16 protein-coding genes and 1 pseudogene are annotated in these 18496 nt (G+C 74.6%); 5 read left to right on the top strand and 12 right to left on the bottom strand.

Annotated elements, in window-relative coordinates:
• Positions 1 to 90: 90 nt before the first annotated feature.
• Complete coding sequence (locus ACRAKJ_RS10230) at positions 91 to 1275, bottom strand: S8 family serine peptidase (protein WP_438922537.1); 1185 nt, start codon at positions 1273 to 1275, stop codon at positions 91 to 93.
• A gap of 234 nt (positions 1276 to 1509) precedes the next feature.
• Here ACRAKJ_RS10230 and ACRAKJ_RS10225 point away from each other — a divergent pair, with 234 nt between their 5' ends.
• Positions 1510 to 1959 carry a GNAT family N-acetyltransferase gene (locus tag ACRAKJ_RS10225; protein ID WP_438922536.1) on the top strand — a complete coding sequence of 150 codons (450 nt, stop codon included), beginning with the start codon at positions 1510 to 1512 and terminating at the stop codon, positions 1957 to 1959.
• Here the strand turns inward: ACRAKJ_RS10225 and ACRAKJ_RS10220 are convergent.
• Both ACRAKJ_RS10220 and ACRAKJ_RS10215 read right to left on the bottom strand, forming a co-directional pair.
• Entirely contained in the window at positions 1956 to 3140 is a 1185-nt protein-coding gene (locus ACRAKJ_RS10220; protein ID WP_438922535.1) for a S8 family serine peptidase, read from the bottom strand. The two genes, ACRAKJ_RS10225 and ACRAKJ_RS10220, sit on opposite strands and share 4 nt — an antisense overlap.
• Positions 3141 to 3290: 150 nt before the next feature.
• Positions 3291 to 3593, bottom strand: a complete 303-nt coding sequence (locus tag ACRAKJ_RS10215; protein WP_438922534.1) for a hypothetical protein — start codon at positions 3591 to 3593, stop codon at positions 3291 to 3293.
• A 337-nt stretch (positions 3594 to 3930) separates the two neighbouring features.
• Between ACRAKJ_RS10215 and ACRAKJ_RS10210 the strand changes: the two genes are divergently transcribed.
• Complete coding sequence (locus ACRAKJ_RS10210; protein ID WP_447008920.1) at positions 3931 to 4809, top strand: hypothetical protein; 879 nt, start codon at positions 3931 to 3933, stop codon at positions 4807 to 4809.
• 1 nt (position 4810) lies between these two features.
• Here ACRAKJ_RS10210 and ACRAKJ_RS10205 read toward each other — a convergent pair whose 3' ends face one another.
• The 8 genes and pseudogenes from ACRAKJ_RS10205 to ACRAKJ_RS10170 all read right to left on the bottom strand — a co-directional run bounded on the left by ACRAKJ_RS10205 (position 4811) and on the right by ACRAKJ_RS10170 (position 14023).
• Complete coding sequence (locus ACRAKJ_RS10205; protein WP_438922558.1) at positions 4811 to 5968, bottom strand: acyl-CoA dehydrogenase family protein; 1158 nt, start codon at positions 5966 to 5968, stop codon at positions 4811 to 4813.
• A 2-nt stretch (positions 5969 to 5970) separates the two neighbouring features.
• Positions 5971 to 7881: an ATP-binding protein gene (locus ACRAKJ_RS10200; protein WP_438922532.1), complete on the bottom strand. Its 1911-nt coding sequence runs from the start codon at positions 7879 to 7881 to the stop codon at positions 5971 to 5973.
• Positions 7882 to 7888: 7 nt separating this feature from the next.
• The gene (locus tag ACRAKJ_RS10195; protein WP_438922531.1) at positions 7889 to 9484 is read right to left on the bottom strand and encodes a carboxyl transferase domain-containing protein; all 1596 of its coding nucleotides are present in this window, start codon (positions 9482 to 9484) and stop codon (positions 7889 to 7891) included.
• A complete protein-coding gene (locus ACRAKJ_RS10190) occupies positions 9481 to 10632 on the bottom strand; it encodes an acyl-CoA dehydrogenase family protein (protein ID WP_438922530.1) in 1152 nt (383 codons plus the stop codon). Before ACRAKJ_RS10190 ends, ACRAKJ_RS10195 begins: the two co-directional genes overlap by 4 nt.
• Positions 10629 to 12142, bottom strand: a pseudogene (locus ACRAKJ_RS10185) (acyclic terpene utilization AtuA family protein). Before ACRAKJ_RS10185 ends, ACRAKJ_RS10190 begins: the two are co-directional and overlap by 4 nt.
• A 56-nt stretch (positions 12143 to 12198) precedes the next feature.
• Positions 12199 to 12939, bottom strand: a complete 741-nt coding sequence (locus ACRAKJ_RS10180) for a TIGR03084 family metal-binding protein (protein ID WP_438922529.1) — start codon at positions 12937 to 12939, stop codon at positions 12199 to 12201.
• Entirely contained in the window at positions 12936 to 13538 is a 603-nt protein-coding gene (locus ACRAKJ_RS10175) for a TetR family transcriptional regulator (protein ID WP_438922528.1), read from the bottom strand. Before ACRAKJ_RS10175 ends, ACRAKJ_RS10180 begins: the two co-directional genes overlap by 4 nt.
• An 83-nt stretch (positions 13539 to 13621) precedes the next feature.
• On the bottom strand, positions 13622 to 14023 hold the full coding sequence (locus ACRAKJ_RS10170) for a nuclear transport factor 2 family protein (RefSeq protein WP_438922527.1): 402 nt from the start codon (positions 14021 to 14023) through the stop codon (positions 13622 to 13624).
• Between the two features lie 43 nt (positions 14024 to 14066).
• Here ACRAKJ_RS10170 and ACRAKJ_RS10165 point away from each other — a divergent pair, with 43 nt between their 5' ends.
• A complete protein-coding gene (locus ACRAKJ_RS10165) occupies positions 14067 to 15464 on the top strand; it encodes an FAD-binding protein (protein WP_438922526.1) in 1398 nt (465 codons plus the stop codon).
• 268 nt (positions 15465 to 15732) lie between these two features.
• On the opposite strand, the gene ACRAKJ_RS10160 is transcribed toward ACRAKJ_RS10165, so the two are convergent.
• Positions 15733 to 16689: a hypothetical protein gene (locus ACRAKJ_RS10160; protein WP_438922525.1), complete on the bottom strand. Its 957-nt coding sequence runs from the start codon at positions 16687 to 16689 to the stop codon at positions 15733 to 15735.
• Positions 16690 to 16735: 46 nt separating this feature from the next.
• Between ACRAKJ_RS10160 and pnuC the strand changes: the two genes are divergently transcribed.
• Both pnuC and ACRAKJ_RS10150 read left to right on the top strand, forming a co-directional pair.
• Positions 16736 to 17389, top strand: a complete 654-nt coding sequence (gene pnuC, locus ACRAKJ_RS10155) for a nicotinamide riboside transporter PnuC (protein WP_438922524.1) — start codon at positions 16736 to 16738, stop codon at positions 17387 to 17389.
• A gap of 26 nt (positions 17390 to 17415) precedes the next feature.
• Positions 17416 to 18492: an AAA family ATPase gene (locus ACRAKJ_RS10150; RefSeq protein ID WP_438922523.1), complete on the top strand. Its 1077-nt coding sequence runs from the start codon at positions 17416 to 17418 to the stop codon at positions 18490 to 18492.
• The last annotated feature ends 4 nt before the right edge of the window (positions 18493 to 18496 follow it).

Here is an 18496-nt window from a genome sequence, read left to right as displayed (position 1 = left end):
CCGGCCGTCACGACGGCGGCGGCGACCCCCGGGGACGGCGCAGGGCCGCCTCCCGCGCGGGGAGGCGGCCCTGGTCGGGTGCTGCTGCGGTCAGGCGCTGGGCGCCAGGTAGAGCAGGCGGTTCGGGGAACCGGTGCCCGGGCTGGTCACGACGCCCGTGGTGGCCTGGGCGACCAGGTAGCTGGCGACCTGGGCCGGGGTGGCCGAGCGGTTGCCCTGGAGGTAGCGAGCCGCGGCGCCCGCGACGTGCGGGGTGGCCATCGACGTGCCGGAGATGGTGTTGGTGGCGGTGTTGCCGGTGTACCACGCCGAGGTGATCGACGAGCCCGGCGCGAAGATGTCCACGACCGAGCCGTAGTTCGAGTAGCTGGCGCGGGCGTCGGTGTTGGTGGTCGCGCCGACGGTGATGGCGGCGGCCACGCGGGCCGGGGAGAAGGACGACGCGTTGGCGTTGCTGTTGCCCGCCGCGACGGCGTAGGTGACGCCCGCCGCGATCGAACGGCTCACGGCCGCGTCGATCGTGGAGGAGACGCCGCCGCCGAGCGACATGTTCGCGACGGCCGGCTTGACGTGGTTGTTGGTCACCCAGTCGATGCCCTCGACCACGTCGGCGGTGGTGCCGGAGCCCTGGTTGTTGAGCACCCGGACGGCGTAGACCGTCGCGCCCTTGGCCACGCCGTAGGTGGTGCCGGCGATGGTGCCCGCGACGTGCGTGCCGTGGCCGTTGCCGTCCTGGGCGACGCTGTCGTTCTCCACCGCGTCGTAGCCGTTGCGGGCCCGACCGCCGAAGTCGTTGTGCGAGATGCGCACGCCGGTGTCGATGACGTAGGCGTTCACGCCCGAACCGGTCGAGGTGTAGTTGTAGGTGGTGCTCAGCGGCCGGTTGCGCTGGTCGATGCGGTCCAGGCCCCACGGCGCGTTGCTCTGCGTCGCCTGCGTGGTGAAGACCTGGTCCTGCTCGACGTACTCGACGGCCGGGTTGGCCGCGAGGCGCTTGGCGGCCTTCTCCGGGAGGGAGACGGTGAAGCCGTTGAGCGACTTGCTGAAGACCGTGTCGACCTGGCCGCCGTACTGCTTCGCCAGGCTGTCCGCGGACGCCGCCGAACCGTCCTTCAGCTTCACGATGAAGTGGTTCTGCACCTTGACGGCGGCGTCCGCCGCACGGATCTCGCCCTCCGCGGCCTGGGCCGGGGAGGCCAACAGGGAGGTCGCGGTGACGGCGAGCGCCGTCGCCCCGACGCCGGCCAGGAACCGGGCCTGTCGTGACTGTCGCATGCGTTGTCCGTTCTTCGGTGGTGGCTCGGCACCGCCCCGGTTCTTGCAGGGACCAGGGACGATGACGTTGGGCCACCTCGCCCTCGCTGACGGTCACAAACGTAAGCAACGGAACCGTTAACCCGGAAGTGTGAACAATTGACGGTTTCGCAGGAGCGTCAAGAAGACGTTCGACCTGCGTTTTCCCAGAGTTCGAAAGCCCCTTGCGCCCGGTCGGCGCTACCGTCCGGGGCCATGCGCCTGGAACCGGTGACCGAGCAGAACTACCCGGTCGTGATCGACCTGGAGGTGCACGAGGACCAGCGCGCCTTCGTCGCGACCAACCTGCGGTCGATCGCCGACGCGTGGGTGCACCGCCCGGGGCTGGAGCCGCTGGCGCTCCGCGACGGCGACGACCTGGTCGGCTTCACCCTGCTCGAACGCGAGGGGGCCGACGTGCTGCACGTCGTCCGGTTCATGGTCGACCGCCGCGCCCAGGGCCGCGGCCTCGGCCGCAGGGGGCTGGCCGCGATCGCCGACCTGGCGCGCGCCGAGGGCCGCACCCGGCTGAGGCTGGGCGTGGTGCCCGGCAACGCGGTCGCGGTCGGCCTCTACCGGGCGTTCGGCTTCACCGAGACCGGCGAGGTGGACGGGGGTGAGGTCGTGATGGCCCACGACCTCGCCCCCGCCGACCTGCCCGGCTAGCGCGCCGGCGACCAGTGCAGGAGTCGACCGCCCCACGGCAGCGGGGTCGCCTCGCGCACGATCTCCGCGTGCACCTGGGCCGGGGTCGCGGTCGGCGCGCCCTGCGCGTACCGCGCGGCGACGCCGGTGACGAAGCCGGTCGCCATCGACGTGCCGCTCAGCGTGTTCGTGGCGGTGTCGCCGGTGTGCCACGCCGAGGTGATGCCGATGCCCGGCGCGTACAGGTCGACGCCGGTCCCGTAGTTGGAGAACGACGCCCGCGCGTCGGCCTGGGTCGTCGCGCCCGAGGTGAGGGCCTCGGTGACCCGGGCCGGCGAGACGCCGGCGACGCTGCCGTTGCTGCCGCCCGCGGTGACCGAGGCGGTGATGCCGGCCGCGATCATCCGGCGCACCGCGTCGTCCAGGGCGGTGGACGCCGCCCCGCCGAGGCTGAAGTTCGCCACGGCGGGGCGCACCGCGTTCCGGGTCACCCAGTCCACGCCGGCGACGACCCCGGACGTGCTGCCGCTGCCGCTGGCGTTCAGGACCCGGACGCCGCACACCCGGACGCCCTTGGCCACGCCGTACGTGCTGCCGGCGATGACGCCCGCGACGTGCGTGCCGTGGCCGTTGTCGTCCTGGGCGACGAAGTCGTTGTCGACGGCGTCGTAGCCGTGGACCGCCCGACCGGCGAACTCGCGGTGCGTGGTGCGGATGCCGGTGTCGATCACGTAGGCGGTGACGCCCGCGCCGACCGTGGTCCAGCTGTAGGTGCCGCTCAGCGGCAGGGACCGCTGGTCGATGCGGTCCAGGCCCCACGGGGCGTTGGTCTGGGTCGCGTTGGCGTGCACGACCTGGTCCTGCTCGACGTACTCCACGGCCGGGTCGCCGGCCAGCAGGCGGGCCTGCCGCGGGGTGAGCGAGGCGGTGAAGCCGCCGAACGCGTCGAGCGTGCGCGTGACGCGGCCGCCGAGGCGGGACGCGACGTCGGCGCGGCCCTCCTCGACCTTCACGATGTAGCTGCCGGGCACGGCGGACGGCGACCCGGCGTGCAGGACGGCGCCCTCGGCCCGGGCGGACGGGGCGAGGACGGCGGCGGCCAGGGCGGCGGCCAGCGCGGTGCCGGCCAGGGCGGTGCCGGTGCGGCCGGGGCGGGTGCGGGTGGGGCGGGTGCGGGTGGGGCGCGGTAAGGGTGTGCGCATGGCTCTTCCTCTGCAGGGGGAAGGGGGACCGGCGCGGATCGCGTGCCGGGTGGTCGAGTGTGCCGAACGCGGGCCCGTCGCGGGACCGCCGCGGGGCCGGCGGTTCGGGCCCGCCCGCGCGGGGGTCCACGTGGTGGACGGCCGGGTGGTTCACCGCGTGATTGAGAAGCCATTCAACGCTGTGGAGAAAATATCGCCGATGTTGTCGCCGAAAGGCGAAGCGACGGCGTTCGACGGTGTTGCGCAGAACTTCTTCTCCGCAACGACGCGGTCTTCCGGAGTCGCTTCCGGGAGGCCGAACCGGTCGAACCGGACTTCCGAACCGTTTCCGAACGCCCTGACCAGCGGTGACGGCGCATTCTGCGCAACCCGGGCCGGAACGCGCGTGGACCCGCCGGCGGTCCGGTCCGCCGGCCGCCGGGGCGGCCCGTTGCCGCACCCGGTGTGCTCCACATCACCCCACGTCCCCAGGGCTGTGCGCGCCCGGGGCGGCCGGACGCGACCAGACGTCCCAGTGCGGTGCGACGATCGCGCGACCAGGACCTTCACACCACTGCTGTTAATGAGAATTCAAACATTCCACGGCCGACCGGATTTCGCCGTCCGATTCGGTTAAATTCACACCGGAAAACCCGATCGGCTGTACCGCACCGGTGATTTCCCGCGCTAACGTCGCTCGCCTTGTCCATGGGAGAACGGAGCGAAGATGCCTACGCCAGTCGTCGGACAGGAATCGCGGGTACGCGATCCCCGGCGGATCGACACGGGAACGGACCCCTTCGCGGACGCATTGCGCGCGGCGATCCGGGCGAAAGGGCTCAGCCTGGAACGCATCCAGCACAAGCTGCGGGGCCGCGGCGTGGCGGTCAGCATCGCCGCGCTGAGCTACTGGCAGTCGGGGAGGCGACGGCCGGAGCGACCGGACTCGCTCGCCGCGGTCGGGCACCTGGAGGAGATCCTGGAGGTCGGCGAGGGCGGCCTGAGCACCCTGCTCGGTCCACCGCGCCCGCGGGGCAAGGCACGACCGCGGACCCGGACGGCGGGTCCCGACGGGTGGGTCGGCGACCACGACCACGCCTCGATCGCCGAGCTGCTCGCCGACGTCGACACCAGCACCGACCAGGACCTGACCCGGCTCAGCCTGCGCGACCAGGTGGAGCTGGCGCTGGACGGCAGCACCCGCCGGGTGCGGTCGCGGCAGGTGCTGCGCGCCGAGCGCGCGGGCGTGGACCGGGTGCTGCTCGGCTACGACACCCGGCTGCCCGGCGATCCGCTGCCGGTGATCGGCACGCTGCGCTCGTGCCGGCTGGGCCGGGTGTCCGCCGACCCGCGCAACGGCCTGATGGTCGCCGAGCTGCTGTTCGACCGCCCGCTCCGCCGGGGTGAGCGGACCGCCGTGGAGTACGAGCTGATCCACGTCGCACCGCACCACCCGACGTACGACAACACGCACTCCCGCCGGTTCCGCCTGCCGGTGCGGGAGTACGTCCTGGAGGTCCGCTACGACTCGCGCTGCCGACCCGCGCGCTGTGAACAATTCACGACCGGTTTGACCGGTGGAGAACCAACCGACGTGCGCGAGACCCCGGTGGACACCTGGGGCTACGCGTACGCGGTCGCCCTCGACTTCGGCCCGGGCGTCGTCGGCCTGCGCTGGGAATGGGCCTGAGCTAATAGGAGCGCGGCAACCCGAGGGTGTGCTGCGCCACGAAGTTCAGGATCATTTCCCGGCTGACCGGGGCGATCCGGGACAGCCTGGACGCGGCGAGCAGGGCGCCCAGTCCGTACTCGGACGACAGCCCGTTGCCGCCGTGGACCTGGATGGCCTGGTCCACCGCCCCCGCCACCGCCTCACCCGCCGCGTACTTGGCCATGTTGGCCGCTTCGCCCGCAGCCCGGTCCTCCCCGGCGTCGTAGAGGGCCGCGGCCTTCTGGGTCATCACCCTCGCCAGCTCGACCTGGATCGCGCACTGCGCCAACGGGTGCGCGACGCCCTGGTGCGCGCCGATCGGCACGTCCCAGACGGTCCTGGTGCGGGCGTACTCGCTCGCCTGGTCGAGTGCGCGGCGGGCCATGCCGGTGGCGAACGACGCCGCCATGATCCGCTCGGGGTTCAGGCCGGCGAACAGCTGCGCCAACCCCGCGTCCTCGGTGCCCACCAGGGCGTCGAGGGGCAGCCGGACGTCGTCGAAGAAGCACGTGAACTGCTTCTCCGGCGACACCACCTCCATCGGGATGTGCCGGTACGAGAAGCCGGGCGCGTCCGTCGGCACGATCACCAGCGACGGCAGGAGGCGGTTGCCGGTGGCGTCGACGTGGCGCGCCACGACCAGGACGTGGCCCACCTCGTCCACGCCGGAGATGTAGTACTTGCCGCCGCTGAGGACCCACCCGTCGCCGTCGCGGCGGACGGCGGTGGTGAGCCGGTGCGAGTTGGAGCCCGCGTCCGGCTCGGTGATGGCGAACGCCATCTTGGTGGTGCCGTCGGCGAACCCGGGCAGCCACCTCCGCTTCTGCTCCGCGGTGCCGAAGCGGGCGATGACCGTGGCGCAGATGGCCGGCGAGACGACGGTCAGCAGCAGCGGGCACCCGGCGGCGGCCAGCTCCTCGCAGACCGCGGCCAGGTCGCCGATGCCGCCGCCACCGCCGCCGTACTCCTCGGGCACGGCCACGCCGAGGTAACCGAGCCTGCCCGCCTCGGCCCACAGCTCGTCGGTCTTCTCCCCCGCCCGCGCCTTGGCGGTGAAGTACCCGTGGCCGTACTTGCCCGCCATGTCCGCGACGGCCCTGCGCAGCGCCCGCCGCTCGTCGCTCTCGGTGAAGTTGATCGTCACGACCCCGCCCCTCCGCCCGTCCCCGCGAGCGGGGCCTCGCCCACGACGACGAGCACGTCGCCCGCGTCGACCTGCCGACCCACCTCGACCAGCACCTCCGCGACCGTGCCGCCGGTGGTGGCGAGCACCCGGTGCTCCATCTTCATGGCCTCCAGCACGAGCAGCTCCGCCCCGGCCGCGACCTCCTGCCCCGCCCCGACCGCCACCCGGACGACCGTGCCCGGCATGGGCGCGACGGTCGCGCCCTCGGCCACCGCCGCCTCGGGCTCGGGGAAGCGCGGGCGCAGCCGCAGCGACACCGCGCCCACCTCGACCCGGTCGCCGTGGACCGCGACGCGGTGCGCGGTGCGCACGCCGGCGCGCTCGAACACCACCTCGTCCGGCGACGCCGACACCACGGCCAGGTCCAGGCTCGTCGTCACGCCCGCGCGGGTGTGCCGGTAGTCGACCTCGACGACCTCGTCGCCGTGCTCGAACACCGCCCGCTGCGGCTGGGAGACGAGGTTGCGCCAGCCCAGCGGGACCCCCACCGGCAGCGCCGCGCGCCTCCGCTCGGCCAGCGCCAGGGCCGCGGCCAGGGCGGCGGGGCGCACGTCGACCGCCGGCGGCTCGGTGAGGCGGTGCTCGTCGAGGAACCCGGTGTGCGTGGCCCCGGCCTCGAACGCCGGGTGCCGCAGCACCCGCACCAGCAGGTCGCGGTTGGTGACCAGCCCGTGCAGCTCGGCCCGCTCCAGCGCGGCGGCCAGCTTGCGGACCGCGGCGTACCGGGTCGGCGCCCACGCGACGACCTTGGCCAGCATCGGGTCGTAGTGCACGCCGACCTCGCTGCCGTCCTCCACGCCGCTGTCCACCCGCACCCCGGCGGGCACGGCGAAGCGGTGCAGCACGCCGCTCGCGGGCCGCCAGTCGTGCGCCGGGTCCTCGGCGTACAGGCGGGCCTCGATCGCGTGGCCGGCCGGCGCGGGCGGCTCGGCGGGCAGCCGGGCGCCCTCGGCGATCGCGAGCTGCCAGGCCACCAGGTCGAGGCCGAACACCTCCTCGGTGACCGGGTGCTCGACCTGGAGGCGGGTGTTGACCTCCAGGAAGTGGAACGCGCCGTCGTCGGCGCAGAGGAACTCGACGGTGCCCGCGCCCACGTACCCGATGGCCTCGGCGGCCCGGGTGGCCGCGTCGAACAGCCGCGCGCGGAGCCCGGGGGTGACCGCGGGGCCCGGCGTCTCCTCGACGATCTTCTGGTGCCGCCGCTGCACGGAGCACTCGCGCTCGCCCAGCGCCCACACGGTGCCGTGCGCGTCGGCGAGCACCTGCACCTCGACGTGCCGCGCGCGTTCCAGCAGGGGTTCGCAGAACACCGTGCCGTCGCCGAACGCGGACTCGGCCTCGCGCCGCGCGGCGGCCACCGCCGCGGCCAGCCCGTCGCGCGACCGCACCACGCGCATCCCGCGCCCGCCGCCGCCGGCGGACGCCTTGACCAGGAGCGGGAACTCCTCCGCCGACGCCGGGTCCAGCTCGGGCAGCACCGGCACGCCCGCCGCCGCCATCCTCTTCTTGGCGGCGACCTTCGAGGCCATCGCCTCGATCACCGCCGGGTCGGGCCCGACCCAGGTGAGGCCGGCGGCCAGCACGGCGCGGGCGAACGCCGCGTCCTCGGACAGGAACCCGTAGCCGGGGTGCACCGCGTCCGCGCCGGACGCGAGCGCGGCGGCGACCAGCAGGTCGGCCCGCAGGTAGGTCTCGGCGGGCGACGCGCCGGGCAGGCGGACGGCGGCGTCGGCCTCGCGCACGTGGGGCGCGGGGGCGTCCGGGTCGGAGAACACCGCCACCGGCGACACGCCCAGCTCGCGGCACGTCCGGATCACCCGGCGGGCGATCTCGCCCCGGTTGGCGACCAGCAGCTTGCGGATCATCGCGTCCTCACATCCGGAAGACGCCGTAGCCCTCGGCGCCCCTGATCGGTCCACAGTGGATCGCCGACAGGCACAGGCCGAGCACCGTGCGCGTGTCGCGCGGGTCGATCACGCCGTCGTCGTAGAGCCGGCCGGACAGGAAGGCGGCCAGGGACTGCTGCTCGATCTGCCCCTCCACCACCTGCCGCATCGCCGCGTCGTCCTCCTCGTCGTACTCCTGGCCCCGGGCCGCCGCCGACTGCCTCGCCACGATCGACAGCACGCCCGCGAGCTGCGCCGGCCCCATCACCGCCGACTTGGCGCTGGGCCAGGTGAACAGGAACCTGGGGTCGTAGGCCCGGCCGCACATGCCGTAGTTGCCCGCGCCGTAGGACGCGCCCATGACGACGGTCAGGTGCGGCACGCGGCTGTTCGACACGGCGTTGATCATCATCGCGCCGTGCTTGATGATGCCGCCCTGCTCGTAGCGCGCGCCGACCATGTAGCCGGTGGTGTTCTGGAGGAACAGCAGCGGCGTGTCGGCGCTGTTGGCGAGCTGGATGAACTGCGCGGCCTTCTGCGCCTCCTCGCTGAACAGCACGCCCCGCGCGTTGGCCAGCACCCCGACCGGATAGCCGTGCAGGTCGGCCCAGCCGGTGACGAGGCTGGTCCCGTAGTCGGGCTTGAACTCGTCGAACCGGGAGCCGTCCACGAGCCGGGCGATCACCTCGCGCGGGTCGAACGGCACGCGCAGGTCCGTCGGCACGAGGCCGAGCAGCTCCTCCTCGTCGAACAGCGGCGGCTCGGCCGGCTTGGGCGCGGGGCCCTGCTTGCGCCGGTTCAACCGGGCCACCACGCGCCGGGTCAGCCGGATCGCGTCGACCTCGTCGGCGGCCACGAAGTCCGCGAGCCCGGACGTGGTGCCGTGCATCCGCGCGCCGCCCAGCGACTCGTCGTCGGACTCCTCGCCGGTCGCCATCCGCACCAGCGGCGGCCCGCCGAGGAACACCTTGGAGCGGCCGTCCACCATGATCACGTAGTCGGACGTGCCCGGCACGTACGCGCCGCCCGCCGTCGCGTTGCCGAACACCGCGCTGATCGTCGGGATGCCCGCCGCCGACAGCCGGGTCAGGTCGCGGAACGCCCGGCCGCCGGGGATGAAGATCTCGCTCTGGCTCGGCAGGTCGGCGCCGCCGGACTCGACCAGCCCGATCAGCGGCAGCCGGTTCTGCAGCGCGATGTCGTTGGCGCGGAACGTCTTGCGCAGCGTCCACGGGTTGCTCGCGCCGCCGCGCACCGTCGGGTCGTTGGCCACGACCACGCACTCGACGCCCTCGACCACGCCGATGCCGGTCACCACGCTCGCGCCGACCGGGTAGTCGGTGCCCCAGGCGGCCAGCGGCGACAGCTCCAGGAACGGGCTGTCCGGGTCGACCAGCAGCTCGACCCGCTCGCGCGCCGACAGCTTGCCGCGCCGGCGGTGCCGCTCGGTGTACTTCGGCCCGCCGCCCGCGAGGGCCTTGGCCTGCTCGGCGTCCAGCTCGGCCAGCTTGGCCAGCAACGCCTCCCTGTTCTCGGCGTAGCCCGGCGACCGGGTGTCCACCGCCGTGCGCAGCGTCGTCATGCCGTGTACCCCAATCGCCTGGCCGCCAGCTCGGTCATCACCTCGGTCGCGCCGCCCCCGATGCCCAGGACGCGCGCGTCCCGGTAGTGCCGCTCCACCTCCGCGTCGCGGAGGTAGCCGGCGCCGCCGTGCAGCTGCACGGCCGCGTCCACCACGAACGAGCAAGCCTCGACGGCGGCGTTCTTCGCGAAGCACACCTGCGCCACGACCTCCTCGCCGCGCGCCGCCCGCACCGCCACCTCGCGCACGTAGGTGCGGGCGAGGTCGGTCCGCTGCGCCATCTCCACCAGCCGGTGCGCGACGACCTGGCGCGTGATCAGGGGCCGGCCGAACGCCTCGCGCCGCCGCACGTGGGCGACGGTGAGGTCGAGGGCGCGCTGCGCCGTCGCGTACGCCTGCACGGCCAGCGAGATCCGCTCCGCCTGGAACTGCCGCATGAGCAGCGCGAAGCCGCCGTTCTCCGGCCCGACCAGGTTGGCGGCGGGCACGCGGGCGTCCGCGAAGGACAGGTCGGCGGTGTCGGAGCAGTGCCAACCCATCTTCTCCAGCCGCCGGTCCACGCCGAACCCGGGCGTGCCGCGCTCCACCACCAGCAGGCTGATGCCCTCGTGGCCCGGTCCCCCGGTGCGCACCGCCGCGGTCACGAAGTCCGCCCGCGTGCCGGAGGTGGTGAACGCCTTCGCCCCGTTGACGACGAAGTGGTCGCCGTCGCGGCGCGCGGTGGTGCGCAGCGCGGCCACGTCCGACCCGCCGCCGGGCTCGGTGATCGCCAGCGACCCGATCAGCTCGCCCGCCAGGGCCGGTCGCGCGAACCGGTCGATCAGCGCCGGGTCGCCCGCGTCCACGATGTGCGGCACCGCGATGCCGTGCGTGAGCAGCCCGGCGACCAGGCCGGACGAGCCGCCCGCCTGGATCAGCTCCTCGGTGACCACGACGGTGTCGAGCAGGTCGCCCGCGCCGCCGACGGACTCGGGGAAGCCGACGCCCAGCAACCCGATCGCCGCCGCCGCGCGGTGCAGCGACCGGGGCAGCTCGCCCGCGCGCTCCCACCCGTCGAGGTGCGGCACGACCTCCTTCTCGGTGAACCGCCGCACGGTCGCGCGCAGGTCGCGCCGCTCGGGCGTGCCGAACAGGTCACCAGTGCTCACAGCAGCTCCTCGGGGACGTCGACGTGCCGGGAGCGCAGCCACTCGCCCAGCGCCTTGGCCTGCGGGTCGAACCGGGTGGAGGAGGCGACGCCGTCGCCGAGCAGGCCGCGCAGCACGAAGTTCAGCGCCCGCAGGTTCGGCAGCTCGTGGCGGACGACCTCGTCCGCCTCGGGCAGCAGCTCCTTGAGCCGGGCCACCGTCAGCTCGGCGCGCAGCCACTCGTACCGCGCGTCGGTGCGCGCCCACACGCCGAGGTTGGCGTCGCCGCCCTTGTCGCCCGAGCGGGCGCCGACGACGGCGCCGAGCGGGACCCTCCTGGTGCGTCCGCTCATACCGCGACCACCTCCCCGCCGGGCAGCACGACCCGGTGCGCGACGGCGTCGCGCGGCACGTACGCGGCCCGGTACACGCCGAACGGCGTGCCGTCGCCGGGCGGCGCGGTGACGTGGAAGCCCGGGTAGGACGCCAGCGCCAGCTCCACGGCCGCCCGGGAGAACGCCTTGGCGCGCCCGGGGTCCGCCGTCTTGACCGTGGCGTGCAGCAGCGCGCTCGCGGTCTCCTCGGTGTCGGCGTCGGCGCGATCGGTGCGCGCCAGCACCCACGTGAGGTCGTCCGCGCCGAGCGCGGCCTCCAGCTGCCGCCGCACGAGGGCGGCCTTGGCCTCCACGTCCAGCCCGGTCAGCACGAACGTGGTGGAGTTGCGGAACCCGCCGAGGGTGTTGAGGCAGACCTTCAGCTCGTCCGGCGGCGGCGACCCGCGCACCCCCGAGATCCGCACCCCGCGCTCGTGCGGGTCGAGCCGGATCGTGTCGAAGTGGCTGACCACGTCCGGGCCCGGGTAGGCCGGGTCGCCGATCTCGTAGAGCAGCTGGGCGGTGACCGTGTCGGCGGTGACCGCGCCGCCCGTGCCGTCGTGCTTGGTGATCAGCGCGGACCCGTCGGCCTCGACCTCGGCGATCGGGAACCCGGGCCGCTCGGCGTCGATCTCGGTGAAGAACGGGTAGTTGCCGCCGGTGGCCTGCGCGCCGCACTCCAGCACGTGCCCGGCGACGGTGGCCCCGGCCAGCCGGTCCCAGTCCCCGCGGCCCCAGCCGAAGTGCGCGGCGGCCGGCCCCACGACCAGCGAGGCGTCCGTGACGCGGCCGGTGACCACGACGTCCGCGCCCGCCTTCAGGGCTTCGGCGATGCCCCACGCGCCGAGGTAGGCGTTGGCGGTCAGCGCGTCGGGGAAGTGGGCGCGCACGTCGTCGCCGGTCACGCAGGCGACCTTCGCGCCCGTGCCGAGCGCGTCGACCGCCTCGGCCAGCCCCTCGGGGTTGAGCCCGCCCGCGTTGGACACGATCTTCACGCCGCGTTCCAGCGCCTCGGCGAGGTTGTCCTCCAGCTGGCGCAGGAACGTGCGGGCGTAGCCCAGGCGGGGGTCCTTCGCGCGGTCGCGGCCGAGGATGAGCATGGTCAGCTCGGCCAGGTAGTCGCCGGTCAGCACGTCGAGGTGACCGCCGTGCAGCATCTCGCGCACGGCGGAGAACCGGTCGCCGTAGAAGCCGGACGCGTTGCCGATGCGGATCACCGCCGCTCCCGCCCCGCGCCGGGGGGACCGGCGAACGCCTGCGCGATCGGCAGCCACGCGCTCGCCACCGGTCCGGACGCGGTGACGGCGAGGTCGTCGCGGTGCCGGCGCTGCGTGGCGAGCAGGCAGAAGTCCAGGGCGGGGCCGGTGATCCGGTCGGCGGCCCCCTCGGGGCCCCACGCCCACAGCTCGCCGTCCGGGGCGGTCAGCTCGACCCGCACCGGGTCGCCCGGCACGGGCAGCCCGTTGACCAGGAACGCGTAGCCGAACGCGCGCACCGCGATGTGCGCGACGTGCTTGAGCCGCCGGGTGGGTTCGCGGACCACGCCGAGCGCGTCGGCCACGTCCTGGCCGTGCGCCCACGTCTCCATCAGCCGGGCGGTGGCCATGGACGTCGGGCTCATGGGCGGCCCGAACCACGGCACCCGGCCGCCCTCGGGGACGGCGAGCAGCGCGGCGGCCAGCTCCTCCCGGCTCGCGCGCCACCCGTCGAGCGTCACGGGTTCCCGCGCGCCCTCGTCGACCATGTCGGGCGTGGCCGTCGCCAGCGCTCCGGCGAACGCGGCCGGGTCGCGCGCGGCGAGCGCGGCGATCCGGTCCGTCCAGCTCAGGTGGGCGACCTGGTGGGCGATCGTCCAGCCGGCGGCGGGCGTGGGCAGCGACCAGTCGGCGTCCGCGACCAGGTCGTCCAGCACCCCGCTCTCGGCGCGCAGGTCGTCCAGGACGTGCTCGATCACGGCGTCTCCTCCCGCAGGGTCTCCTCCAGCAGCCGCGCCCAGTGCCGGACGACCCGCCGGCGCCGGTTCCCGTCGTCGGTGAGCTGGTTCGCGAGCGCCAGGCCGCGGACCAGGTCCAGGGTGATCTGCACGGCCTCGCGCACGCCGGGCCTGGTCTCGTCGGCGCCGAGCAGCTCGACGGCCAGCCGGTGGGTCTCGCGCCCGATGCGGACCTCCAGCGGCACGACCACCGTCTTCAGGGCGGCGTCGGTGCGGGCGGCGACCCACAGTTCGAGGGCGGCGGTGAACAGGTCGCTCGCGTAGAAGTCGGCGATCAGCTCGACCACCGCGGTGACGCCGCCGTGCGCGGTGCGGGCGCGTTCCTTGAGGTGCAGGACGCTCTCCGCGCCCAGGTGCTCGACCGCGGCGGCGACCAGCTCGCCGCGGGTGCGGAAGTGGTGCAGCTGGGCGCCGCGGGAGACGCCCGCGCGCTCGGCCACGACCGTCGTCGTCGTGCCCGACCAGCCCAGCTCGACGAGGCACCCGACCGTCGCCTCCATGAGCTTGCGCCGGGTCTCGCGGCTGCGGTCGGCCTGCCGCTGCCTGGTCTCGGTGGCCATGCGGGCGAGTGTTCCGCCCCACTAACAAACAGTCAAGACTGATTGTTAGTGGGGCGGTTCGTCGGCGGGGCGGTCGCCCCGGGCTACCAGCCGCCCTGGGCCATCGTCTGGAACAACCACCTCCCGTCGACCTTCACCAGCAGGTCGCCGTACCGCACGACCTGCGCGTGCCCGTCCGCGGTGATGGTCGCGTCGGTGATCACGAACACCAGGTCGGCGGTGAGGAAGTGCGGCGTCCGCACCGACTCCATCCCCACGTCCCCGTCGCCCAGCGACGCGGCCATGTCGGCCAGGAACCGCGCCCGGTCCCACGACCGCGCCGACCCGTCGGTCACCGCGTTGACGGGGAACAACGCCTTGTCCGCCATCGCCTCGACGTCCTTGGCCACCGCCAGGGCGTCCCACTCCGCGAACCACGCCAGCACCCCGGCCACGTCCTCGTCGGTCGGCGTGAAACCCGCTCCACTGCCCGGTACCCCAGTCATGCCGTACAGCGTACCGTACAAAATACGGTGAGAGCATGGCCGCATGGTCACTTCACGGCGGGACGTGCTGCGGTGGGCGGGGACGGGCGCGATCGGGGCGGCGGTGGGCGGGCACGGCGGGCCACCGCCCCGGTGGGCGCGATTACGGGCGCGGCTGTCCGGTGACCTGCTGCTGCCCGGCGACCCCGGCTACGACACCGCGCGGCTGCCGTTCAACAGCCTGTACGACCACCACCGGCCCGCCGCGATCGCCCGCTGCGCGCACCCCGACGACGTGCGGCACTGCCTGGACGAGGCCCGGCGGTCCGGCGTGGCGGTGGCCGCGCGCGGCGGCGGGCACGGCTACGACGCCCACTCCACCCCCGACCGGGGGCTCGTGGTGGACCTCGCGCCGCTGTCCGGTGTCGAGGTGCGCCCGGGCGGCACGGCCGTTGTCGGCGCGGGCGCCCGCCTCCGCGACGTCTACGCGGCGCTGAGCGCGACCGGCCGCTGCCTCCCGCTGGGCAACTGCCCGTCGGTCGGCATCGCGGGGCTCACCCTCGGCGGCGGCCTGGGCTGGCTCGACCGCGCCCACGGCCTGACCTGCGACCGGCTGAGGTCGGCCCGGGTCGTCACCACCGACGGCCGCCTGCTGACCGCCTCGGCCGAGCGCGAACCCGACCTGTTCTGGGCGCTGCGCGGCGGTGGCGGCGGGAGCTTCGGCGTCGTCACGTCGTTCGAGTTCGCCACCGCGCCCGCGCCGCCCCTGCTGACCGTGTTCCGGGTGCGCTTCCCGGCCGGGTCGGCGGCCGACGTGCTCGGCGCGTGGCAGCCGTGGAGCACGGCCGTGCCGGAGGAGCTGTCGAGCACCTGCGTCGTGCTGCCGGACGGCTCGGTCGACCTCACCGGCTGCCGGATCGGCCCGGCGACCGCGCTGCGGGCCGAGGTGGGCCGCCTGCTCGACGCGGTCGGCACCCGCCCGCCGCTGGAGGACGCCGAGGTGGACCTCCCCACCGCGGTCGGGATCATGACCGGCGGCCACCCCGCCCGCAACGCGTTCCGGGCCTCCTCGCGCCTCGCCGACGGGCCGTGGACCGACCCGGCCGCCGTCGCGGGCACCCTGGAGGGCAAGCGCAGCGCGCTGCTCGTCGTCGCCGCGCTGGGCGGCGCGGTGGACCGGGTCGGCCCGCGCGGCACCGCCTACCCGCACCGGGGCTCGCCCACCTCGGTCGAGGTGTTCGGCGCGGTCGCCGACCGGCCCGCCGACGAGGTCACCCGCGAGGTGGACGACGTGCAACGCGCGCTCGCGCCGCTCGTCGGCACCGGCACGTACGCCAACTACCTCGACCCGCTCCAGGAGGACTGGCCGAGCACCGCGTACCGGCACAACCTGCCGCGCCTGCGCCGGGTCGCCCGCCGCTACGACCCCGACGACGTGCTGGGGTCGCCGCTGTCGGCCTGACCGGCGTCCACCCGACGTCCAACGGCCGTCCCACCGCGGTGGGCGACCTCGTCCCGGTCCACACCCGGTACCCGCCGCACCGGCGGGTCACCGACACCGACGGACCCCGGGGAGAACCCGTGCGTCGACCACCGACCGGACCGGGCTCCCCCGCCCCCCGGCCGTGAAGCCCCGCTCGTGCTGTCCCCGCTGCCGGCAGTGAGCGCCTACGACCCGCGCGGCGCCTGCGGTCCGCCCGGGACGGTGGTGGACTCCGGCGCCGTCGAACTCACCCGGCCCGATCCCGGTCGGGCGGGCAGTTGTGGCTCACCAGGCCGTTGGCCACGAAGTCCCCGGTGCCGGTGGTGACGTCGTACAGCGCCCGCGTCACGCCGAGCGCCTCCACGGCCACCACCGGCAGCCGGGGCGTCACGGGCACCGCCACGCCCTCCACGGCGTTGCGGTGCGGCACGGCCGGTTCCACCAGGTGCAGGAACCGCAGCCGCTCGGCCAGCCCGCCGACGACGCGCACGCCGCGCACCTCGACCACGTGCGGCACCGCCAGCCGGGTCAGCGCGAGCACCGCCGCCTCGAACACCGCGCTGTCCGAACTGGACATCACCAGCTCGCCGCCGGTCGAGCTGCCCCGCGAGTCGAACAGCCCGGCCAGGAAACCCTTCGACCACTCGTCACCGGGCGTCGTCGGCCACTCGACCAGGTCGCGGTCGCGCGGCACGGAACCGGCCGCGAAGTCGCGGGCGCGCGCCAGCACGGCGGGGTCGCCGGGCAGGCCGCCGCGCACCACGCCCCACAGGTAGCCCTCGCGGTACTCCCGCACGTGCGCGGGCGGGGCGGCGAACCGGCCCGTGCCGACCAGGCGGGCGCCCTTCACCAGGAACGGCCGCTCGTCGAGGTCGTCGCCCTGGCCGGGCGTGACGTGCTTCCAGCCCTCGTCGGTGAGGAACCGGTGGTCACCGCCCGCCACGACCTGCGTGCCGTCGCCCAGCGTCACGCGGTACGCGGGTTCGGCGGTCTTCCCGTGGGCGCGCACCCGCGTGACGACGAACCGGCCGTCCCGCGTGCCGAACACCTCCTCGCCCACCGACACGTCGGCGATGGGCCTGGTCCGGCCGTCGGCCAGCAGCACGGGCGTGTCCCCCGCCAGGCAGCGGGTGCGAGCATGTCCGCGGGACCCCGGTAGGGCCCGCCGCCGGTCCGCCACGTCCCGCTGCCCGTCCCGTCGCATACGCTCATTCGAACACGTGTTCGAATCATGGTCAAACGGAGTCGCCTTGTCCCCGCTGGACGTCGTCCTGTGGCCCTTCACCACCCCGGCGGTCACCGTCGGGGGCGTCAGCACGAGCTGGGGCGAGGTGGCGGGCTTCGTCACCGGCGCGCTGTGCGTCTGGCTGGTGGCCCGCCAGAACCCGTTGAACTGGCCGATCGGCATCCTCAACAACCTCGCCTTCCTGGTGCTGTTCGCGACCAGCGGCCTGTACGCGGACTCCGGTCTCCAGCTCGTCTACGTCACGCTCGCCCTGTACGGCTGGTGGGCCTGGTTGCGCGGCGGTGCGGAGCGCACCGCCCTGCCCGTCAGCCGGACCACCCGCGCCCAGTGGTGGTGGCTCGCGGCCGCCGGCGTGGCGGCCACCCTGGTGCTGGTGTGGGTCCTGAGCTCGTTCACCACCTCCAACGTCCCGTGGGCCGATTCGGTGACGACCGCCCTCTCGCTGCTCGCCACCTGGGGCCAGACCCGCAAGAAGGTCGAGTGCTGGTGGCTGTGGATCGCCGCGGACGTCGTCTACGTCCCGTTGTACGCCTACAAGGACCTGTGGCTGACCGCGGTGCTCTACGTCGGCTTCCTGGCCCTGTGCGTGCTCGGCCTGCGCAACTGGACGAAGGCGGTGCGCGCCGACGAGGCCGCCACCGCCCGGACCGCGGTGTGAGCGGGCCGGGGACGAGCGGGTCCGGGGTGAGCGAGTTCGACCACGCGCTGGTGCTGGGCAAGTTCTACCCGCCGCACGCCGGGCACCACCACCTCGTCCGCACCGCCGCCGCCCGCAGCGCGCGCACGACGGTGACGGTGCTGGCGTCGCACGCGGAGTCGATCCCGGTCGCCGACCGGGTGGCGTGGCTGCGCGCGGAGCACGCCGGGACGCCCGGCCTCGTGGTCCTCGGCGACGTCGACGACCACGAGATGGACTTCGACAGCGACGCCGTGTGGGAGCTGCACATGGGCGTGGCGCGCGCCGTGCTCGCGCGGCGCGCGATCCTGGACGGCGACCCGGCGTCGGCCGCCGTGGACGCGGTGTTCTCCAGCGAGCGCTACGGCGACGAGATGGCCAAGCGGCTCGGCGCCCGGCACGTGCCGGTCGACCCGGACCGGGTCGCGCACCCGGTGTCCGGCACCGCGATCCGGGCAGACCCGCGGGCGCACTGGGCGCACCTGGCGCCCGCCACCCGGGCGGGGCTGTGCGCCCGGATCGTGGTGCTCGGTGCCGAGAGCACCGGCACGACCACGCTGTCGCGACAACTCGCGGCGCACCTCGGCGCACCCTGGGTACCCGAGTACGGCCGCGCCCACACCGAGCACAAGCTGACCGCCGCGCGGGCGTTCGACCCGGACGCCCCGCTCGACCGTCTGGTGTGGACGGTCGGCGACTTCCAGGACGTGGCGCGCCGGCAGGAGGAGCTGATCCGCGCCGCCTCCACCGGACCGGTCGTGGTGTGCGACAACGACGCGTGGGCGGCGACCGCGTGGGGCCACCGCTACCTCGGCGCTCCGCGCGACGACATCGCGCCGGACGCCCGCCGCCCCGCCCTCTACCTGCTGACCGACCACGAGGACGTGCCGTTCGAGCAGGACGGGTGGCGGGACGGCGAGCACCTGCGCGCCTGGATGACCGGGCTGTTCCGGGAGGGCCTGGCCGCGCGCGGCGTGCCGTGGCGGCTGGTCACCGGGTCGCCGGAGCAGCGGCTGCGGCAGGCCCTGGACGCCTGCGAGGAGGCGGTCGCCCAGCACTTCCGCTTCACCGACCCGTTGGGTTAGCGGT

The organism is Saccharothrix sp. DSM 118769 (assembly GCF_052936295.1).
This window is presented reverse-complemented; position numbering and strand designations above follow the sequence as displayed.